Annotated in this window: 17 protein-coding genes; 6 read left to right on the forward strand and 11 right to left on the reverse strand. The window is 45.1% G+C overall.

Translation table 11 applies throughout. From position 1 onward, the window contains the following. Positions 1-128 precede the first annotated feature (128 nt). Both HMPREF0663_RS08030 and HMPREF0663_RS08040 read right to left on the reverse strand, forming a co-directional pair. The gene (locus HMPREF0663_RS08030; protein WP_004369912.1) at positions 129-1,016 is read right to left on the reverse strand and encodes a YwqG family protein; all 888 of its coding nucleotides are present in this window, start codon (positions 1,014-1,016) and stop codon (positions 129-131) included. A 657-nt stretch (positions 1,017-1,673) separates the two neighbouring features. Beyond that, positions 1,674-3,038 carry a TrpB-like pyridoxal phosphate-dependent enzyme gene (locus HMPREF0663_RS08040; RefSeq protein WP_004369915.1) on the reverse strand — a complete coding sequence of 455 codons (1,365 nt, stop codon included), beginning with the start codon at positions 3,036-3,038 and terminating at the stop codon, positions 1,674-1,676. Between the two features lie 100 nt (positions 3,039-3,138). Between HMPREF0663_RS08040 and HMPREF0663_RS08045 the strand changes: the two genes are divergently transcribed. Beyond that, entirely contained in the window at positions 3,139-4,575 is a 1,437-nt protein-coding gene (locus HMPREF0663_RS08045) for a sodium:solute symporter (RefSeq protein ID WP_016665230.1), read from the forward strand. Between the two features lie 60 nt (positions 4,576-4,635). On the opposite strand, the gene trxB is transcribed toward HMPREF0663_RS08045, so the two are convergent. Continuing rightward, entirely contained in the window at positions 4,636-5,583 is a 948-nt protein-coding gene (gene trxB, locus HMPREF0663_RS08050) for a thioredoxin-disulfide reductase (RefSeq protein WP_004369917.1), read from the reverse strand. Between the two features lie 249 nt (positions 5,584-5,832). Then, positions 5,833-6,384: a glutathione peroxidase gene (locus HMPREF0663_RS08055; protein WP_004369918.1), complete on the reverse strand. Its 552-nt coding sequence runs from the start codon at positions 6,382-6,384 to the stop codon at positions 5,833-5,835. A gap of 319 nt (positions 6,385-6,703) precedes the next feature. Here HMPREF0663_RS08055 and HMPREF0663_RS08060 point away from each other — a divergent pair, with 319 nt between their 5' ends. After that, positions 6,704-7,330 carry a hypothetical protein gene (locus HMPREF0663_RS08060; protein ID WP_016665229.1) on the forward strand — a complete coding sequence of 209 codons (627 nt, stop codon included), beginning with the start codon at positions 6,704-6,706 and terminating at the stop codon, positions 7,328-7,330. Between the two features lie 446 nt (positions 7,331-7,776). Here the strand turns inward: HMPREF0663_RS08060 and HMPREF0663_RS08065 are convergent, their stop codons facing one another. The 5 genes from HMPREF0663_RS08065 to HMPREF0663_RS08085 all read right to left on the reverse strand — a co-directional run bounded on the left by HMPREF0663_RS08065 (position 7,777) and on the right by HMPREF0663_RS08085 (position 14,488). Beyond that, complete coding sequence (locus HMPREF0663_RS08065; protein ID WP_004369922.1) at positions 7,777-8,703, reverse strand: DNA/RNA non-specific endonuclease; 927 nt, start codon at positions 8,701-8,703, stop codon at positions 7,777-7,779. A gap of 96 nt (positions 8,704-8,799) precedes the next feature. After that, complete coding sequence (locus HMPREF0663_RS08070) at positions 8,800-9,051, reverse strand: type B 50S ribosomal protein L31 (protein WP_004369923.1); 252 nt, start codon at positions 9,049-9,051, stop codon at positions 8,800-8,802. A gap of 79 nt (positions 9,052-9,130) precedes the next feature. Further along, the gene (locus HMPREF0663_RS08075; RefSeq protein WP_004369924.1) at positions 9,131-10,549 is read right to left on the reverse strand and encodes a DUF6359 domain-containing protein; all 1,419 of its coding nucleotides are present in this window, start codon (positions 10,547-10,549) and stop codon (positions 9,131-9,133) included. Positions 10,550-10,573: 24 nt separating this feature from the next. Next, the gene (locus HMPREF0663_RS08080) at positions 10,574-11,917 is read right to left on the reverse strand and encodes a DUF5689 domain-containing protein (RefSeq protein ID WP_004369925.1); all 1,344 of its coding nucleotides are present in this window, start codon (positions 11,915-11,917) and stop codon (positions 10,574-10,576) included. A 12-nt stretch (positions 11,918-11,929) separates the two neighbouring features. Continuing rightward, positions 11,930-14,488, reverse strand: a complete 2,559-nt coding sequence (locus tag HMPREF0663_RS08085) for a TonB-dependent receptor (protein ID WP_004369926.1) — start codon at positions 14,486-14,488, stop codon at positions 11,930-11,932. Between the two features lie 191 nt (positions 14,489-14,679). Here HMPREF0663_RS08085 and HMPREF0663_RS08090 point away from each other — a divergent pair, with 191 nt between their 5' ends. The 4 genes from HMPREF0663_RS08090 to HMPREF0663_RS08105 all read left to right on the forward strand — a co-directional run bounded on the left by HMPREF0663_RS08090 (position 14,680) and on the right by HMPREF0663_RS08105 (position 17,510). Further along, on the forward strand, positions 14,680-15,726 hold the full coding sequence (locus HMPREF0663_RS08090; RefSeq protein WP_004369927.1) for an endonuclease/exonuclease/phosphatase family protein: 1,047 nt from the start codon (positions 14,680-14,682) through the stop codon (positions 15,724-15,726). After that, positions 15,723-16,298 (forward strand): uracil-DNA glycosylase family protein, encoded by a 576-nt coding sequence (locus HMPREF0663_RS08095; RefSeq protein WP_004369928.1) that lies wholly within the window; start codon positions 15,723-15,725, stop codon positions 16,296-16,298. The genes HMPREF0663_RS08090 and HMPREF0663_RS08095 overlap by 4 nt, the downstream gene beginning before the upstream one ends. 8 nt (positions 16,299-16,306) lie before the next feature. Continuing rightward, positions 16,307-16,945 carry a uridine kinase gene (gene udk / locus HMPREF0663_RS08100; protein WP_004369929.1) on the forward strand — a complete coding sequence of 213 codons (639 nt, stop codon included), beginning with the start codon at positions 16,307-16,309 and terminating at the stop codon, positions 16,943-16,945. 142 nt (positions 16,946-17,087) lie between these two features. Further along, positions 17,088-17,510 (forward strand): hypothetical protein, encoded by a 423-nt coding sequence (locus HMPREF0663_RS08105; RefSeq protein WP_004369930.1) that lies wholly within the window; start codon positions 17,088-17,090, stop codon positions 17,508-17,510. Positions 17,511-17,832: 322 nt separating this feature from the next. Here HMPREF0663_RS08105 and HMPREF0663_RS08110 read toward each other — a convergent pair whose 3' ends face one another. Beyond that, on the reverse strand, positions 17,833-18,564 hold the full coding sequence (locus HMPREF0663_RS08110; RefSeq protein ID WP_016665228.1) for a nitroreductase family protein: 732 nt from the start codon (positions 18,562-18,564) through the stop codon (positions 17,833-17,835). Positions 18,565-18,603: 39 nt separating this feature from the next. Next, the gene (locus tag HMPREF0663_RS08115; RefSeq protein ID WP_004369932.1) at positions 18,604-19,203 is read right to left on the reverse strand and encodes an HdeD family acid-resistance protein; all 600 of its coding nucleotides are present in this window, start codon (positions 19,201-19,203) and stop codon (positions 18,604-18,606) included. Positions 19,204-19,419 lie beyond the last annotated feature (216 nt).

Below are 19,419 nucleotides of genomic sequence, written 5' to 3' on the forward strand. Positions count from 1 at the left end.
GGAAAAATGTACTTGCTGCAGGCGCATGAGCAACCGTAGAACGTAGCATTGCGTTGTGAATATCTATTATAACGGGCAGGCATCGGGGTGCAATACCGGCGCTGTATCATGGTTGCCGGTGCTGCACATTATCCGCAGTCCCACGTATAAAGTACCTTAGAGAAGTCTTTTCGGCGCAATGCCTCGCTGTTGATAAAGAAATTACCGATACCTGCATCGCCCCACATCATATTGGCTGCATCGTCTGAAACGAGCTGCAAGAGCAGTGTGTCGTAATATTCAAGGTCTTCGCGCGGATCGTATTGCGTAAACGAGGGGTAGCCCAAAAGCAGATGGTTCTCGTTGTAAAAGGCATCGAAGAAATAATCCGTGCATTTTTCATCATCGCCGAAATACTCGCTTATAATGCTTATTCCGTCTTCATCCTGCGTGTCTATCTGCTCTCCATACAGGTCTTTCACCGCTTGTGCGAACGCGGTAACGAAGCGTTTGTCGTCTGTCGTCATGCTCATGTGTGCCGGCTTGATGTTCAAGGCAACCTCTTTATCGCAGGGAGTATATTCAACCACGTTTGCTTGAGTGTTCACCGGAAAGCCCAAGGCCGAAACCTTGTCGGGCGTAATGCTGTTGTCTACGTGCTCATGGTATATCACTTTAAAATCTTTCTGTACGTCCGGACAATCGAAATCTGCCCCGTAATACTTGTTTGAAGTGGATAAGAACACCTGCAAAATGCCTTGTTCGGGCAGGATAGAGCGGGTAGGTATCTGCCCGAAGTTGATTTGTATGAGCAAGAACATCCGGCGCCCTTCCTCGTCTGTGGGGTAGTCTTTCGTGTTGTCCCAATAGGGCAAACCGCCCAATTTGCTATCGGCCAATGTCGGTGTACGGCTCTTATCTACGGTTATTTTATAGCAGTCGACGGCCGTACGTCTTTTGATTTCATCGACAATAGCGTGCATCTTATTTTTCAAAGATGTCTTTTTCGAGAACTTATCGAACCAAAATAATTTCATGGCTTCCTGTTTTTAAAGTCGTTAAAAGGTGATAGCAGGCAGGCTGAAAGATGCTCTTATGTATAATAGCCGGATGAGAGAGGTCTGCACTTTCTTATCGGTATCACCGATATTTACGCTTACAAATATAGTAATAAAAATGATATGTTGTAAAATCTTGGGAATAAAAAAGCGCTTATGGCCTGTTTTCGTTTGTGATAGGGATATGTGGGGGAGGCCTCCCCCTGCCCCTCCGAAGGAGGGGAGTGCCTTGCGGAAATCGGATAAATATACTTCCTTGCAATCTTCTCCAAAGTATATCTTCCCCCTACAGGAGGGAGGTAGAGAGGTACCGCGCATCTCTTTCCAAGGAGAGGAGTATGATGTTGTATTTCTGCTTGCAACCTTTTGATTACAAGTGTGTTATTACTAATGATAAAGAATGAATCGTTTAAACTCCTTAGACAGACGGTCTATGGCGGTTGGGTATGCTATCTGAACGAGACAGACCTATGGTGTAAGGAAGCGGTTTGTATAATCTTGCTTAAGCAGGGGGCATAAAATAAGGACTTAGGCAAGCCAAGTCCTTACGATGTAGCTATCGGGTGTTTCTCTTTCTTCTTTCCTTTTTCATCCTTGGGAGGGGTATGAGGAGGTTCTTCCTTCCCTTCTTTCTCCTCATAGAATATGCGGAATGTCCTTCAAGCTCTTTTGTATGTCATCGTCGGTCAGCGTATAATTGCGCAGATCGCCGTTGATATAGTTGTCGTAGGCCGTCATGTCGATAAGGCCATGTCCGCTGAGATTGAACAGTATCACCTTTTCCTGTCCCTCTTCTTTGCACTTCTGCGCCTCACGGATGGTAGCTGCAATGGCATGACAGCTTTCGGGTGCAGGAATAATACCCTCGGTACGGGCAAAGAGCATGCCTGCTTCAAAGGTCTCAAGTTGCGGAATATCGACGCCATGCATCATCTTGTCTTTGATTAATTGGCTAATGATAACGCCGGCGCCATGGTAACGCAATCCGCCTGCATGGATGTTCGCGGGCTTGAAGTCGTGCCCCAGCGTGTACATAGGCAGTAGGGGTGTGTAGCCTGCTTCGTCGCCGAAGTCGTATTGAAACACGCCTCTGGTGAGCTTAGGACAGCTCGACGGCTCTGCTGCAATGAATTCTGTTGCCTTTCCATCTAATATATTGTGGCGCATGAAGGGGAATGCAATGCCGCCGAAGTTACTGCCTCCGCCGAAACAAGCTATTACCTTGTCGGGATATTCGCCTGCCATTTCCATTTGTTTTTCGGCCTCTAAGCCGATTATGGTTTGGTGCAATGCCACATGGTTCAATACGGAACCGAGCGTATATTTGCAGTGTGGCGTGGTTGTGGCAAGCTCTATGGCCTCCGAAATGGCCGTTCCGAGCGAGCCGGGATGCGTGGGATCGCGGGTTATAATATCCTTTCCGGCACGGGTAGACATAGAGGGCGAGCCCGTTACCTCGGCCCCGAAGGTGCGCATGATGCTGCTTCTGTAAGGCTTTTGCTGCATGCTTATCTTTACTTGATATACGGCTGCGGAGAGTCCGAATACGCTTGCAGCGTAGCTTAATGCCGCCCCCCACTGGCCTGCACCGGTCTCTGTGGTTACGTTGGTGGTACCTTCTCGCTTGCAATAGTAGCACTGCGGGATGGCTGAATTGATTTTATGCGAGCCTAAAGGGTTGGTGCTTTCGTTCTTGAAGTAGATGTGAGCGGGCGTATTCAGTGCTTCTTCCAGTGCAAAAGCGCGAACGAGCGGCGTTGAACGGTAGTATTTGTACTTGTCGAGCACCTCTTCGGGGATGTCGATCCATGCATGTTCGGTGTCGAGTTCTTGTTTTGAGCACTCTTCATTGAAGATGTGAGACAGGTCTTCGGCCGTAAGAGGTTGGCGAGTTGCAGGATTTAATGGCGGTAAAGGCTTGTTTACCATGTCTGCCTGTATATTGTACCATTGCGTAGGCAGTTCGTTTTCTTGCAGTATGAATTTCTTTTGTCTGCTCATTTTAATCGGTTTTAAAGTTATAAATCCTGCTTGCAAAGGTACGAAAAAACTCTAACGGCGGCAGATTAATCGGTATATTTTTGTTATTTTTGCAACCGTTATGGTGATAATTACTACTGTTTTGGTTTATTTTTGCTTACTGTTGTTATTCAGTAAGCTAACTTCTCGCAGGGCTAACAATGATACCTTTTACCGTGCGAACCGTCGTTCACCGTGGTATATGGTGGCGTTCGGCATGATTGGAGCGTCTGTTTCGGGCGTTACTTTCGTATCTGTACCCGGCATGGTACTGAAAACAGACATGACATACATGCAGACCTGCATCGGTTTTATATTCGGTTATTTCGCCGTAGCGTTCTTTCTGTTGCCGGTATATTATCGGCTCAACCTTACTACCATTTACTCTTATTTGCAGAAAAGGCTCGGACACCGGTCGTACAAGACGGGTGCATCGTTCTTTCTGCTATCGAAAATGACGGGTGCAGCAGCCCGTTTCTACATCGTATGTATCATTCTACAGCGTTTTGTGTTCGATGGTATCGGCGTTCCTTTCCCCGTTACGGTGGTCGGCATGGTAACTCTGATATGGCTATACACGCGGAAAGGCGGTATTAAAACGCTTGTTTGGACGGATTCTTTTCAAACCTTTTGCATGTTTACGGCACTTATATTGATCATATTCCATGTGATCGATGCGCTCGGAATGAGTTTCGGCGAGGCTATAGATACGGTGAGAGCGCAGTCGTACAGCCGTATGTTCGTGTTCGACGATTGGTTTTCGCGTCAAAACTTTTGGAAACAATTCTTCAGCGGTATATTTATTGTAATCGTAATGACGGGGTTAGATCAGGATATGATGCAGAAAAACCTCACTTGCAAGTCGCTCCGCGAGGCGCAAAAGGATATGTGTACTTACGGTTTTGCATTCGCTCCGGCCAATTTGTTGTTCATGGTATTAGGTGTATTGCTTCTGCTTTTGGCGCAAAAGCAGGGTATCGATCCGTTTTCTATGCAGGGAGATGATTTGTTGCCTATGTTTGCCGCCACCGGTAGGTTGGGCAACATCGTGGTTATCTTCTTTACTATAGGCATCGTAGCAGCATCGTTTTCGAGCGCCGATTCGGCTCTTACCGCGCTTACAACAAGCTATTGTGTGGACTTGCGCGAACGTGCAGACGATGAAAAACTGCGCAAACGAGCGCATATAGGCATGGCCTTGGTATTCGTTCTCTTCATTCTGTTGTTCAGAATGATTAATTCTACAAGCGTTATCGATGCCATTTATATTATGTGTTCTTATACTTACGGGCCGTTGCTCGGATTGTTTGCCTTCGGATTGTTGACCAAACATGAGGCGAATGATGGCTTTGTACCTTACATAGCTGTGGCTTCGCCGCTGATATGTTATGCTATCGACACGGCTACATCGGCGCTCACGGGCTACAAGTTCGGCTATGAATTGCTGATGCTCAACGGATTTCTGACGTTTGCAGGGCTGTTCCTGACACGAAAAAGCCAAGCACAACGGGCGATATGATGCCGTGCCGATGTGCTTGGCGTATAAGTTTCAAGGCCCGAAGCGGGCGATGTGAAACTGCTATTTTCCGATAGTTCCCAAGTAACGTTCTGCCTCTAAGGCTGCCATACAGCCGCTTCCGGCTGCGACGATGGCCTGCCTGTAAACAGGATCGGCACAATCTCCGGCTGCAAAAACGCCTTTGATCTTGGTACGGGGGGTACCGTTTTCGGTCTTGATGTAGCCGGTTTCGTCGAGATCGAGCCACTCTTTGAACACGTCGGTGTTGGGTTTATGACCGATGGCAAGAAAAAATCCGTCTATCGGAAGGTCGTATTTCTGCTCATCGGCCTCGCCTTTACGTTTGACAAGGTGTGCGCCTTCCACGCCATTCTCGCCATAAAGACCGAGCGTATTGTGCTCGTATAAGATTTCTATATTGTCTTTGTTTTCCACCCGTTGGCGCATTACGTCGGAAGCACGCAGGTAGTTTTTGCGCACTATCATGTACACCTTTTTGCAGAGGTTTGCCAAATAGAGCGCCTCTTCGCATGCCGTATCGCCGCCGCCCACCACGGCCACGGTCTTTTTGCGATAGAAAAATCCGTCGCAGGTGGCACATGCGCTGACGCCTTGTCCGTTGTATTTCTTCTCGTCTTCTAAGCCGAGATACTTTGCCGAGGCCCCTGTAGCGATGATAACCGTATCGGCTTCGATCTGTGTACCGCGATCTGTGGTGAGCACATAGGGCGACTTGCTGAAGTCGGCCTTAACTATTTCGCCGTCGCGCACGTCGGTTCCGAAGCGTTCAGCCTGCTCGCGAAGATCCGCCATCATCCGGTTACCGTCGATACCTTGCGGGTATCCCGGGAAATTCTCTACTTCCGTGGTCTGCGTGAGCTGCCCTCCGGGCTGAATACCGCAGTATTCTATCGGCTTCAGATTGGCTCTTCCGGCATATATGGCCGCTGTGTAACCGGCCGGTCCGCTGCCTATAATGAGGCAACGGGTATATTCTTTGTCAGACATGTTTCTTTAATTTTGAGTTTTGAATTAAGAATTACGCATTATGCCTGCGGCATTTGCGAATGATGAATTAGAAATTTTGAATGGCGAATTATGCCTTGCATTATGAATGAATGATTATGATTGAAGAGCTAAACGATTTGACGATTAACATTATTAATACCTAAAGCATTAATCAAAGCTCCTAAATTCTAAATCAACATTCATAATGTCGGCAGGCATAATTCGTCATTCACCCCCCCAAAATCCTGATTATTTCAGCAGTTCTTCTATCTGCTTTTCGATGTTTGCAATCTTTTCGGTGGGCTCGAAGCGTGCCACTACCTGCCCTTTCTTGTTAATCAAGAACTTGGTGAAGTTCCATTTGATTTCGGCATTTTCCTTGTAATTCGGATCTGCCTCGCTAAGCATCTTGTCGAGAATGGGGTATATGGGGTGGCTTTTGTCCCAGCCTGCAAAGCCTTTTTGTTCTTTCAAGAACTTATAGAGAGGTGCTGCTTCGTCGCCGTTTACCTTGATTTTCTTGAATTGAGGGAACTCTGTGCCGTAGTTCAGCTTACAAAATTCGTGGATACTTTCATCGGTTCCCGGGGCTTGTTGGCCGAACTGATTGCAAGGGAAGTCGAGAATTTCGAACCCCTGTGCGTGGTATTTCTTGTAAAGAGCCTCCAGTTCTTCGTATTGCGGGGTAAATCCGCATTTGGTAGCCGTGTTTACTATGAGGAGCACCTCGTTGGCATACTCTTTCAAAGATACGTCGTTTCCCTTTCTGTCTTTGACAGTAAATTCGTATACTGTTTTCATCTTTTTGGTTTATTGGGTTTTGTTGTTTATAAATATTTCTATAGATATTATTATCCGTAATTGTAATTATTGCAAGCAAACACTGTGCCAATATTATATGGGCCCACTCTGTGTGCTGCTATCTACAAAGGTATATAAATAATATGACATGCAAAAGCCGAAAAAACATAAATAAACTAAATAAACCGTTTTTCCCTACCAACGAATAGGGAAACCCCTACTTACAAATATAGATTTTATCATTGCAGACAAGAGACGGATAGTATATCTTTGCAATACCGATTAGATGAATAAACAACAATATAAAAAATATAAGATTATGAAAAGGATGTATAAACTTTTACCAATGGCAATAATGGTTGGATTGCTGGCAACTTTCACCTCTTGCGACAGCGATCCGTGGTACGGAGACTATGATTATTACGACTATTACGGTAGTTGGTACGACAGCTACGATTGGTATAACCGGCCGTTTAATTATGGCACTGATGCGCTTAACGAGGAGGCGCAAATGCTTCGCGGTATATGGGGAGGTACGCTTGTTGCACAATATACGGAGAACGGACAGCGAGTTACGCAAAATCTGGACGTGGAATTTATCTTCGATCAGTATAATTCGAAATCGCTGAATGGTCGTGGCAGGGAGTACGATTATTATAGTGAAGGTACGGATGTGTTGAGTTTTTCGTGGTACATCGATCCGCGTACGGGCGATATTTATCTTGAATACGATCCTAACCAGTACGGAAAGAAGCGTGTTATGAGGCTGGATGCCCATAGCGTAAGCAATGGGTTCTATCTCGACAGCAGCAAGTTTAACGGAGTAATGATAGGACAGAATACCGATGAAGTGGATGAGTTTAATCTGGAGAGGAAGACTCTTGCAAAGGCGATGACCAGAGGTACGAAGATTAATTCGGTTCCCATCAACTCGCATGCCAAGTAATTGCAGGTAATAGTGTGAATAAATAATTTCGAAAATCATGGGCTGCATCTCTTATGAGGTGCGGCTCTTTTTTCTGTGTGCCGGCTTTTGGTAACACGCAGGCGGTATGTTTGTTTGCCTTAGAGGTAGGGTGTAAGGCTGTTAAAAAGGCGGTGTGTCGGGAATAGGGATGAGAGATAAGCGATTGGGGATGAGTGTTTGACAGTTGTGCGGTAGGGACTTAGGTTGTCTAAATCTTTTTAAGAAAGTAATCGGGGTGCTGTTCTTTTGTCTTTGAAGACTATGACGGGGATAGACAAAATAAATTTTTGTAATCTCTTCTTTTGGGAAGAAATGGGCAGGGATTATCTATGTTTCGATATTGAAATAAACCGCATCGAACTGCAAGATGGCAGTTTGGTGCGGTTTATCGTTGTGGATGCAGATTGCAGAACGGCGGTGTAAAATTAAAATCCCCAAGCACGTTTTACGTTGTCTATATCGAGCGTTTCTACTTGTTTTTCTATGTCGTCGGGCAAATTGCAGAAGAAATCGATGCCGGTTTTCTTTTCCAAGTCTGCTATGTTCACGGCATAAATGCCCAGTTTGTCGTTGCTGTGGTCTTCGTTAAGATGTTCTACCCAGAAACCTATGGCCTTGTAGCCTAATTTGTTCTTGGCAAGCAATGCCATAAAGAAGTAGCGCGGCACGATAAAACGGCTGCGAGTGTAACCCAATATCTGCTCGCTGTTGTCGATGGTTCCGCCTTTGCATACGAATAAAGTATCAGTATTCAGGGCTAACGTGCGCACTCTTTCTTCCAATTTTGCCCATATTTTGCCGTTAAAGTTGCCTACTTGCGGCATCATGTTCGTCATATAGAACGTTTGTTCGTTGGCATCTTTCGAATAAACACGGTCTTCCGAGGCGCATATATGGCCCCGCTGATAATAGGATTTCCCTCCATCAGGGTAATAACTCCCGCTGAATTCTCCTCTTACAGGTGGTTGTTCGTTCTTGGGGACCTTGGGATCGAGCTGGAAAGGATCGCCTCCCCAAGAAGTCGAATTCCATTTATAGCGCGACCAGTTCTTCACTCTGTTGGCAGTAGTTATCTCGAAACACGTCCATCTTTGTGCGCGTTTCGTGTGGTCCCATTCGAGTGCATACGTCATACCGTATTGCGTTGTCGAGTGTACAATGACTTCGCTGCTGCCTCCTTTTACTTTCGGAAACTCCAAATGCGTAATTTCAGCAGGCATATTTGCCGTAGCTATGTTTTTATTAGCATTGGTTTCGGCCTTGTTGCCTCCGTTATCTTCGCTGTCATTGCCGCATGCCGATAAGGCTACCGCCGCAATTATAGCCATCGATATGGCTTTCCATCCGTTCATAGATACATGTTTAAATAAAAAAAGTGCGTGCTAACGTATGTGCAATTACGTTAGGACGCACCTCTTTCAATTATATTCTAAAAGCTGATTGATATATTATTTCTTCAACTTGCCGTAGCGGTTCATGAAGCGGTCTACACGACCTGCTGTGTCGACAAGCTTGCTCTTACCTGTATAGAATGGGTGAGAGGTGCTTGAAATTTCCACTTTTACCACCGGATAAGTTTCGCCTTCAAACTCTACAGTATCATTTGTTTTGCATGTAGACTTGGTAAGGAACATATCGCCGTTGGACATATCTTTGAATACAACGGGGCGATAGTTTTCGGGATGAATACCTTTTTTCATTTTAATATGTATTTATAATAATCGTTGTTTGGGCTGCAAAATTACGAAGAATTTCGTAATCAGCCAAATATAAGATATATTATTTTACGATTAGGTTTCTTAGTTGCCATGTACCGGCAGTTGTTGTGGTTGACTTATATTCAAAGGCTATGCGTACGTTTGCCTTGCCTACGAAGGCTTGCAGATCGGCTGTTGTGGCGACGAAAGTAAAGTCTTTGTTTGTTACTGTTGCGCTTAATGTGAGCGGTGTCCATGTTGCAGTAGACGGTTTCCCGCTGTTATAGTCGGTAGAAACGAGTACCTTGATTTCATCGGCCACGGTTCCGAAGTATCTACCTGCCTGTTCAAACGAGAGCGTAGCTTTGGTAACGCTGCTTAAATCCAATGCCGGAGAGATGAGCCAGCTATCGCTTGTCACTCTTACTTTATTGATGTATGCGGTTGCTTTGGCGCATTTATATTTAGTATCTGCCTGCCATACGGTTGTTCCTGCTGCAAGATCGACTTCGTTGGCAACGGTGAATTTTCCTAAACTTGTAGCAAATGTCTCATTGAGAATGGCATCAGAAGCTGCTCCGGGCTTAGTTCCGGCGGTCTTGCCGTCGATTTCTGCATAGGTTACAGATTTAATGCCGGGCTGTCCGTAGTACTTTGTAATCTCTCCGTAGAGAAGCACTTCTTTACCCAAATGAGTCTTGTTGTCTTTCAGATTGACCGCAGTACGGACGGCATTTGCCGGCAATTGTACCGGCATACATTTGGTAATGTCTTTTTCGGTAGCCGTCGCAGCAATCAAGACATTGGATGTTACCGTGCATGTATCGGAGGAGAAACGGGCTCCGTCTTTAGCTGTTTTGCCGTAAATATAACCTACGATGAAGCCTTTTGTATATACATTCGAGGCCGTGCCCTTGGCAATGGCCGCCGTAACATTATAGGGTGAAGCCTCCGTTCCGTCGCCCTTGGCCTCTACAGAAGGCGTGGTGCCGCCGCCGTTTTCATCTTTTTTGCCGTTGAGCGAGTAGATGTAAGTTTGGCCTTTGCCTACTGTTTCGGGGGTATTGCCATTATAGTTTACGAACGGACCATAGATAACAACCTCGTCGCCCACCTTGATTTGATCTTCGGCCGTAAATTTTTTGTTGCCGAGATAATAGCCCTGATAGATGTAAAGCTGATTTTTTGCTGTACCGTCATCAGAGATGTAATAGGTTGCATTGCCGTAGGTTTGAGTTTCAACACTCTTGATTGAGACAATTTTACCTTTAACGTAAATCGGTTCTGAGTTCACGTTTGCAGCGAGAGCCTTAATCTTTTGCAAGGCTGCCGCTACGTTGTAAGGATCGGCCTCCGTACCGCTACCTGCAGGAGTAATCTCTGTTGTCGTACCGCCACCGTTATTGTTAGGATCGTTGTAAGGTGCCGGAACATCTTCACAACTTGTAAATGTCGTGGCTGCCATAGCCAAAACGAGTAATGAATAGAATAGCTTTTTCATCTTGTTTTATATCTTTATTTTTGTTTATTCTACGGTAAAGTTTTTTACTTCCCAAGTAGGAGCGCATGCAGAAGTACTCTTATAATGGAAAGCAATGCGTATTTTCTTTCCCTTATAGGTGTTCAGAGAGGTCGTACCCGTAACGAATTTCCAATCGCTGCCGGCAGGATATTGGGAAAGAGTGAGTGGTGTCCACGTAGCAGAAGCCGGATCTCCACTCTGATAATCGGTACTGATTGTAACTTGAGCGAAGTTGCTAAGCGTGTTCCCTTGTAGGAAATTCAACGCCTGATCTACAGAGAGTGAGGCTGTTGCGGCCTTTGTAAGATCGATAGACGGACTGATGAGCCAGCTTTCTGCTGCCACATTGGCGTGAGAGGCTGTCACGTATGCCGTCGCCTTCATACCGAAATTGGCAGATACCCAGCTCCATACGTTGGCAAGTTCTGTAGGAAGAGTGGTGTTGAAAATGGTGAAGTCTCCTTGACTTTCTGCGAAACTTTGCTGATAAATGGCTTTCGGAGCCTCTTCGATATCACCAGTACTGCGTATCAGGATTTGCCATGTGTCGCGGAAGCGCGTAAAGATACCGGTGATATTCAGTACTTCTGTCGGCATTACCATATTGGCGAAATCGGCATAGGTACTGGTTCTAACCACGATGTTGTTATGCCCTTGTATAGCGCGGTTTACGTTGTTGGCGGTGAGTTGCACGCTTCCGTCGTTGGGAGCGAATACGGCTTTGCCGTCTGCATCTTTCAGTTTCACCTTTTTGAGCGTCATTAATTTACCGCAATTTTCTGCTAAATAGGTTTGATCACCTATCTTACTCAAGTCGAAGTCTGTCGGTTTGACTTTCGAAGCATCGGGAGTTCCAAGTATTTTATGGTGCGTACTCCATGCGTAGCGGTTCATTCTGCCTACTGACTGTGTACCGTTTTTGTTCGTATAAACGGCTCCTATCTGCGGCTGCATGCCGTAGCCACCGATGACCAACCCCTTGAGTGATACAAGTATTTGTTGACCTACGGGCAATGAACCGTGTAGTCCGCCCTGTCCGATGGAGATGATAATGGCGCCGGTTTCATCTTGCAGAGCAATGCTGTTATAGATATTGCCCTCGATATCGTTGCCTGTAACATAACCTTTTATCTGGATATCTTCGCTTATCTGTTCCATGCCGTTCGATGAAATAGTACTGGCATATTTGGTTTTCAGAGCAGCTATGGAAACGACATTGGTTTCTTGCAGTTCGTTATTGCCGTAAGGAGGCATGCCGTTTCCCTGCGGATCGGCATAATCTTCGCCCATACAAGATACGAAGAGCGTACAGATAAGCACGAACAGAATATATTTCAAATCTTTCATTTCGATAAACTTTTAGAATTTATATGCTATGTTGATCATGCCGTTTGTGCCGAATGCGTGATACACTTTCGGGTTACGAGAGAACTTATAAGAACGGTAATTGCTTAACGTTCCGTCGTTGTTGGTCGTATAGTCGCTTCTGCTTTGTTCGTAACCTCCTGTAACAATCTTCTGATTATTCAGTATGTTGGTCACCATGAGGTTAATGGAGAGTGAACCATGCTTTAGGTATATGTTCTTTCCGATACTGCCATCGAGCATGAAACCGCCGTGCCCTTTCATCTGTTCGGGTACGATGTAATTGCCCAAGTTGTCTACCTGACCGCTGATTTTCAGTGAACTTTCGAAGCGATAATTGGGTACATACGACAGATAGATGCGGTCGTAATAGTTGCCGTTCAGGTCGATGAACCAGCCTTTCTGGTGGTAACTCAGTCCCAGACTTGCCGTAGTAAGCGGCGTACCCGACTCGCGCATGTTCTTATTATATACCTTTTCGTCTACATAAACACCTTTTGTAGAAACCAAATAGCGTGCCTGTGCATTATTTATGTTTTTGGCTTCATTCCACGAACCGATAGCTTTAAGATCTAAGAACGAAGTAAGTTTGAACCTCAAGCCCAGCTCTACGCCGTAGTATTCTTTCTTGATACCGGTCATAGATACATAGGAGAATGCATTTACATCGTCGTAGTAGAAGTTCTGCCACTCCGTGATGTGGTCTACATAACTATAATATGCGTTCAAATTGGCATGCAGCCAAGGACTCTGGTACTGATAACCGAAATCGCTGCTGAACACATGTTCGTCTTTTAGATTATTCACAAAGTCGTTGTTCATTTCGGGAGATACGAACGCTGCATTGGCATTCGGTGCACGCCATTCATAGCCGGCACCCAATGAAAACGTATTTCCTGCGCCTGCATTAAATATCATGCTTGCCTTTCCGCCGGCCTCTCCGAACCTTGCATAACCGCTCTTTCCGAAAGAATTGTTAGCAAACAAGCCGTTGCGCATGTTGCCTCTGCGTGCCATGTCCGTAGCCCCGAACTTTCCGGCAGCCATCAAATGCCAGCGACCGGTATTTACTGCATAGTTAGTCCACACAAGGCCTTTATGCACAAGAATATCGTAATCGTAGCCGAACTTGTCGCCTTCGTAAACAAGACGCCCGAGGTTATTGGGCCCTGCAGTATTCAAATCGTACTGAATACGCGGATCGTTAGCGCTGTAAGTTCCCAGTGCATACGTGTTTATGTTATGGAAAGAAGATGCTCCCAGCATATCTTCCATGGTCTGATAGTGGTGCCCTTTGTTCTGTCCGAGCATGAAACCTAAGTTCCATACGGCATTCTTGTTGAGTTGAGTCGTCAGTGTCGAGGCCAAATTAAAGCGCAGGTTGTCGATATGTTTTGCCTGAATAAAATACAAAGCGTCGCTGCCATTGAGGGCTGCCTGCTTGTTGGCGTAGTAGAGTTGATCCCAGTTGATCTGGCGATTGGCCTTGCTTGCTTTCCAAAAGTTGTATGCCGAGTTCCAGTCTGCCAATGCTTGAGCGGTGCGATACCGTGTATCCGTTGCATCCCACACGTCGTAGTACGAACTCGGCAACGCCTTCCAATAGTCGGGTTGCGGGTTCTCTGAGTTGTTATAATTGAGCTTCGTACTCTTATACATGCTATAAGAACCGAACAAAGTCGTTGTAAGTTTCATATCTTTATTGATGTCCCAATCCCATGTGAATAGGGCGGAAGGCGCGAAATCATTAACAACTCTCGAGTTTCTTTTATGCCCATTCTGGTATCCCCAATAAGGGTTATAGTAATAATCATTGGCAAGCCAGTACGCTTCTTCGGTCGAAGCACCCTGCGTGGAGCGCTCTGTAGGATTGCCCCATGTAGAGAATGAGAGGCTGTGACCGTTGTTCCACTTCTTCTGAACGCCGAAGAAATAAGACAAAGCATTATAGAATGTGCCTTCTACATAGCCTCTGTTGGCCCATCGGTAAGTAATGTTGGCGGCGATAGCCCAGCCTTTATTGTTAAATCCGGAGGCGTATGTGTACATGCCCCGGAGGGTATAATTGCGGTTTGCTCCGCTTAAAGTAAGGCGATGCCCTGCCGCCATATTTCCCGCACGGAAGTTATAATTGTTGCTTCCAGCCATGCCCGGAATAGCGAAGTTGTTACTTTCGAAAGGCAAAGCGAAGTCGATATTTCGTGTTTGTTGGTTCAGACCGCCCACCAAGGAGTAACGAAATTGACCGGATTCCATATCGTTCATGGGTGCTCCATTGATGTAAACGTCGTTATATTTCTGGTTGAAAGCACGATATCGGAAACGTAATGGGGAAAACAGATATCCCACTTCGGAAGCATAAACATTGGTGTTGGAGTTCATGATCGTGACATTTTGCGACATATTATCGTCTTCTCCCAACTGTGCTTCTGTAAAAGTAAATGCCGATTCGTCTATTGTTTTAGCTTTCTGTCCGTCGGTTTCGCCTTTTTGGGCAAAGACTAAAGGGGAATAACATAAAGCTATCACAGCTAATTTCAGCTTGTTCTGCATAGTCGATTAATTAATAGATATTACACATTTGGTGCAAAGTAACGAAATATATTTTAAAAAAGAGAACCTTTTTATTTAATTTTTCACGAAACATTCTATTTTGTCATATTAATTACCGATATTTGCAAAACTTTATAAACATGTTGATTTAGCGTGCTTTTTAGCATGGTACTTAAAAACAAATGAAGTAAATGAGAAAACAACTTATTATCTTTGTAGCTTTATTATTGATAACTTTCTCGGTGTCAGCGCAAAAGAAATTTTCGGTATATGCCGTAGGTTTCTATAATCAAGAGAACCTTTTCGATACTTGTCACGATGCAGGAAAGAACGATTATGAGTTCCTTCCGTCGGGTTCTTATCATTGGGACGGGCTGAAATATTCGCATAAACTTCATAATATGGCACGGGCTTTGGCCGATATGGCTACAGACAAATTGCCCAATATAGGTTGTGCAATCATCGGACTTAGCGAAGTTGAGAACGCAAAGGTGCTCGATGATCTTACCGCCCAGCCCGAATTGAAAGCGCGGGGATATAAATATGTACACGTAGAGGGGCCTGATCGGCGCGGTATAGACTGTGCTTTGCTTTACAATCCTTCGCTTTTCGCGGTGCGAAATGTAAAATTAGTGCCTTATGTCCAGCGCCTTGAGAAAGACAGTGCATATAAATCGCGTGGTTTTCTTACCGTGAGCGGGACGATGGCCGGCGAGCATGTCGCAGCTATCGTGTGCCACTGGCCGAGCCGTTTCAGCGGTTCGTTCTATCGAGAGATAGCGGGCGAGCAGGTTAAAGCGGTAAAAGACTCGCTTTTGAAAGCCGATCCGGCCTGTAAAGTTTTCGTTATGGGCGACATGAACGATGATCCTGTCGACAGGAGTATGCACGAGAAACTTTCGGCAAAGGCAGAGATAAATCAGGTAGGAGTAGGAGATATGTACAATCCATGGTACAATGTCTTGGTAAAGAAGGGCACCGGAACGCTGATGTATAACGGTGCATGGAACTTGTTCGACCAAATCGTAATGACTCCCAATCTGCTCAATAAAGACGGTTCGAAAGACTTTTCTACCTTAAAGTATTGGAGTTGCCAAATTCAGCGGATGCCCTATCTCTTTCAAACCGAAGGCAAATATAAAGGCAGTCCTAAACGTACCACGGCCGGAGGGGTATGGCAGGATGGTTATTCTGACCATCTACCGGTTGTAGTTTACCTGTTAAAGGAACTTAGATGATAGGTATAGAAACGCATCCCTTTGTGCCTTTTATGCCAAGAGATGCACGCTTGCTCATGTTGGGCACCTTTCCGCCGGCTCGCAAGCGTTGGTGTATGGAGTTTTATTATCCCAACTTTCAGAACGATATGTGGCGTATTTTCGGCTACATCTACTTCGACGATAAAAATCATTTCGTCGTTCAGGGCAAAAGGACATTCGATGTAGCTGCGCTGAAAGCGTTTCTTACGGCCAAAAGAGTGGCTATTTCAGACACCGCATTGCGCGTTCGGCGTACAAAAAACACAGCTTCCGACAAAGATTTAGAGATTGTAGAACCCGCCGACCTTGATGCTCTGTTGCGCTCATTGCCCCAATGTAGAGGCGTTTTAACCGCCGGTCAGCTGGCTACAAACGTATTTACAAAGCACTATGGTATTGCCGTTCCTGCAATGGGAGGTTATACCGAGTTTCCTTTCGAGGGCAGAAACTTACGGTTGTACCGCATGCCGAGTAGTTCGAGGGCATATCCTATGCGTGTTGAGGATAAAGCCAAACGCTATCGCATCATGTTCAACGACATTCTAGAGTAAATATATTTATGGAGAACTTTCAAGAGAAAGTAACGATTATCGGTATTGCCGGAGGCACAGGATCTGGCAAATCGACCGTTGTAAAACGTATTGTAGAAACCCTGCCCCCACACTATGTGGCCGTTGTACCGCTCGATTCTTATTACAACGATACCTCTTCAATGACCGAAGAGGAGCGTCATGCCATCAATTTCGATCATCCCGATGCTTTCGATTGGAAACTCCTGATACAGCAAGTTAATGATCTTCGCAACGGTATAGCCATCGAACAGCCTACTTACTCCTATCTTCAATGTAACCGATTACCCGAGACTATTCATGTAGAGCCCAAGCCCGTAATCATCATAGAAGGCATTATGACGCTGCTCAACAAGAAGCTCCGTGAGATGATGGACTTAAAGATTTACGTGGATTGCGACTCTGACGAGCGCCTTATCCGTAATATCCAGCGCGATATTATGGACCGTGGGCGTACCGTTTCAATGGTTGTCGATCGATATCTTAAGGTGCTCAAGCCCATGCATGAACAGTTCATAGAGCCCACAAAGCGTTATGCCGACCTTATCATTCCGCAAGGAGGAGAGAATGTGCGAGGAATAGCCATCCTTTGCAAGTATATCGAAGGACTGATGTCCGCGGTTGTTTAGTAAGAAGGCTTTTGATAAACGTCAATAATAACACTTGAAATATATATTTTATGTTTGTTTTTGTTGTGGAAATGTTATAATATTCTTAAATTTGCAGTGAAGTATTTATAAAAGGATTGTACTAATTAAAATCAACAAGGTTATGAAAAAAATGTTATGCGCATCTTTGATGCTACTTTTCTTAGGAATAAATAGTGTGGTTGCAGGTTCTCCAGATGTTGAAAATCTTAAACTTCAGAAAGAAGTACTGAAACTCAATACCCAATTAACGAACTTGCGATTAAAGTACGACAAAGCACTTACAGTCCATCAAGAATTATGTAAAAAGGCTTCTGATATCAATGCCGAGGCGAGTTCTGAGGCTGTTTCGTCTTATACAATAATGGATGCATCAGCATCGGCAAAGGCCGCCAAAGAGCGTGCAAAGGTTTTAGATAAGGTGGAGAACGCAAATAAGAAGGTGGTGAAGAGCCAGAAAAAACTCGATAAACTACAGAAGAATATAGAAAAAGTACAGCGTCGTTTAGACGATTTGAACAAAAGAGTAGTATTTATTACCCAGTAGTTTATCAGTTGGACAGACTACTGCCATAAAAAAGAAAAAGCCTGAAAGAACTTGATCCTTTCAGGCTTCTTGTATTATATTCTCATATTATATTTCCATATTTTTGATTATTGCATTTCCGATAAGAGAAAAATTTCGATGCCAAACTCTAAAGGTTATGCATTTGTACACGAGTTGTGAAATAGTAAAAGGCGGCATGTTTAAAGAAGATGAAAAGCATCTTTATCGGCGGCAGATGTAATGCCTGTTTTTCTTTATCTTGTATTGTGCAACGCTTAGATGTAACTCTGCAGTTCGTTTCATATCTTATCGACCGAAGTTTCTAATCGCCAATTCTGCGGTACATTTCATCGAACGGCAGGCGAAAACGGTCTCCCTGTACGCCTTCGGGTTTACGAATACCGCAGGCGATAATCATGTTTATCTCACCTGTATGGGGCAAATGCAGGGCCTTTTTCACTAAATAGCTGTCAAAGCCCTCAAGAGGACAGGTGTCATATCCCACTTCGCTCATGGCCAGCATGAAGGTTTGTACTACCAAAGCACAGCTTTTATGCACCACAATGCGTGCATCGCCTTCCGACATTTGGCGCGGAATGGGACGAAACAACCCCACGCATTGGATAAGAGCCTTGCGCACCAATCCCCATAGGCCTATAAAACGCGAGTATTGAAAAGGCATCAGCTTGCCATAGTATTGCTGCATGAGCTTGATACGATGGGGTTGTCTTTCTGTCGGACTGTTGTGCCGAATGTTATCTATATTGGCTTCGAGTACCTTGCGTGCATGGTCTTTGTAGCGATCTTGACGTGTTACGAAAACTACCATCTGCTGTGCAGAGGTGGCAGAGCGCTGTCCCAAGCATGCTGTTGCAAGCTTATGAAGCATATTCTTATCGGTAATGTGATAACATTCCCATAGTTGCATGTTCGAACTTGTGGGTGCAAGTGTGGCCAATTCTATGCAGTGGCGCACGCTTTCCACATCCAATGGCTTCGACGAATCGAAGAGTCTCACGGCACGTCTGTGCTCAAGAATTTCCTGTAAAGTCATGGTTAGCGATGTTTTTTGCTGCATCGGGTTATGTTGCAGTTATTGTTTTATTTCTTCAATGCCGTCGTTTTTGTTCGCACGGTTAAGGTTATGGAGCTTCAAGGCATTGATACATTCGGTAACGCCGTAAAGCAACATGCACCATCCGATGATAAAGAGCGGCGCCGAAGCGATAGCTGTAGGGTAGACGATGGCTATAATACCGATGAGTAGAATGACGGACGGCACGATCCAGAAGTAAAATCCGATGCGTCCGTATTTGGTGGCCGATGCCAACATAACAAACTGACTGACGGCTCCCAATATAAGAATAGCGGCGAGAATATATACCAGTCCGTTGATAAAAGTATCGGGCATCAGGGCGAGTATTACGCCCAGAATAAGGCTGCCCAGTCCTACTATCGGGAACGTAGGCTTAATACCGGTAAGCTGGTTGCCGTCGGCGTCGTAGACAATCGTGTCGCTCGTCTGCTTCCTTGTGCTGTAATAGGTGGCGCAGGATATAACGCCGGAAAGAAAAAACAGTACTCCTATGCAAATCGTGAGCCACGTAACGGTCTGCTCTCTGTATTTGATAAGCAGCACACCCACGATGATTGCGCAGATTGCGCGGAACAATGAACTTTGTATTACCTTCATAATTTCAATGTTTAATGTTGCAAAGATAGTATTTAATTCTGAAAACAAAGTGCAAAAGCAAGGGAATTATTCGGAAGCGTAAAGAGCTTACGATGGCTTTGTTTGGCGTTTGAAAGATTGCGATAACGTAACGGCTGTGTGCATGCATGCTATGTTTATGAACTACAGACCGTAGGCATATCGTTTCAATATGTGCCGTATAAGGAGTTTATACGG

The sequence above is a fragment of the Hoylesella oralis ATCC 33269 genome (genome assembly GCF_000185145.2).
Classification (GTDB): Bacteria; Bacteroidota; Bacteroidia; order Bacteroidales; family Bacteroidaceae; genus Prevotella; species Prevotella phocaeensis.

Bases quoted from the DNA above. Each gene is read 5' to 3' on its own strand.
- HMPREF0663_RS08030 (WP_004369912.1), bottom strand. From the start codon at position 1,016: ATGAAATTATTTTGGTTCGATAAGTTCTCGAAAAAGACATCTTTGAAA.
- HMPREF0663_RS08040 (WP_004369915.1), bottom strand. From the start codon at position 3,038: ATGAGCAGACAAAAGAAATTCATACTGCAAGAAAACGAACTGCCTACG.
- HMPREF0663_RS08045 (WP_016665230.1), top strand. From the start codon at position 3,139: ATGGTGATAATTACTACTGTTTTGGTTTATTTTTGCTTACTGTTGTTA.
- trxB (WP_004369917.1), bottom strand. From the start codon at position 5,583: ATGTCTGACAAAGAATATACCCGTTGCCTCATTATAGGCAGCGGACCG.
- HMPREF0663_RS08055 (WP_004369918.1), bottom strand. From the start codon at position 6,384: ATGAAAACAGTATACGAATTTACTGTCAAAGACAGAAAGGGAAACGAC.
- HMPREF0663_RS08060 (WP_016665229.1), top strand. From the start codon at position 6,704: ATGAAAAGGATGTATAAACTTTTACCAATGGCAATAATGGTTGGATTG.
- HMPREF0663_RS08065 (WP_004369922.1), bottom strand. From the start codon at position 8,703: ATGAACGGATGGAAAGCCATATCGATGGCTATAATTGCGGCGGTAGCC.
- HMPREF0663_RS08070 (WP_004369923.1), bottom strand. From the start codon at position 9,051: ATGAAAAAAGGTATTCATCCCGAAAACTATCGCCCCGTTGTATTCAAA.
- HMPREF0663_RS08075 (WP_004369924.1), bottom strand. From the start codon at position 10,549: ATGAAAAAGCTATTCTATTCATTACTCGTTTTGGCTATGGCAGCCACG.
- HMPREF0663_RS08080 (WP_004369925.1), bottom strand. From the start codon at position 11,917: ATGAAAGATTTGAAATATATTCTGTTCGTGCTTATCTGTACGCTCTTC.
- HMPREF0663_RS08085 (WP_004369926.1), bottom strand. From the start codon at position 14,488: ATGCAGAACAAGCTGAAATTAGCTGTGATAGCTTTATGTTATTCCCCT.
- HMPREF0663_RS08090 (WP_004369927.1), top strand. From the start codon at position 14,680: ATGAGAAAACAACTTATTATCTTTGTAGCTTTATTATTGATAACTTTC.
- HMPREF0663_RS08095 (WP_004369928.1), top strand. From the start codon at position 15,723: ATGATAGGTATAGAAACGCATCCCTTTGTGCCTTTTATGCCAAGAGAT.
- udk (WP_004369929.1), top strand. From the start codon at position 16,307: ATGGAGAACTTTCAAGAGAAAGTAACGATTATCGGTATTGCCGGAGGC.
- HMPREF0663_RS08105 (WP_004369930.1), top strand. From the start codon at position 17,088: ATGAAAAAAATGTTATGCGCATCTTTGATGCTACTTTTCTTAGGAATA.
- HMPREF0663_RS08110 (WP_016665228.1), bottom strand. From the start codon at position 18,564: ATGACTTTACAGGAAATTCTTGAGCACAGACGTGCCGTGAGACTCTTC.
- HMPREF0663_RS08115 (WP_004369932.1), bottom strand. From the start codon at position 19,203: ATGAAGGTAATACAAAGTTCATTGTTCCGCGCAATCTGCGCAATCATC.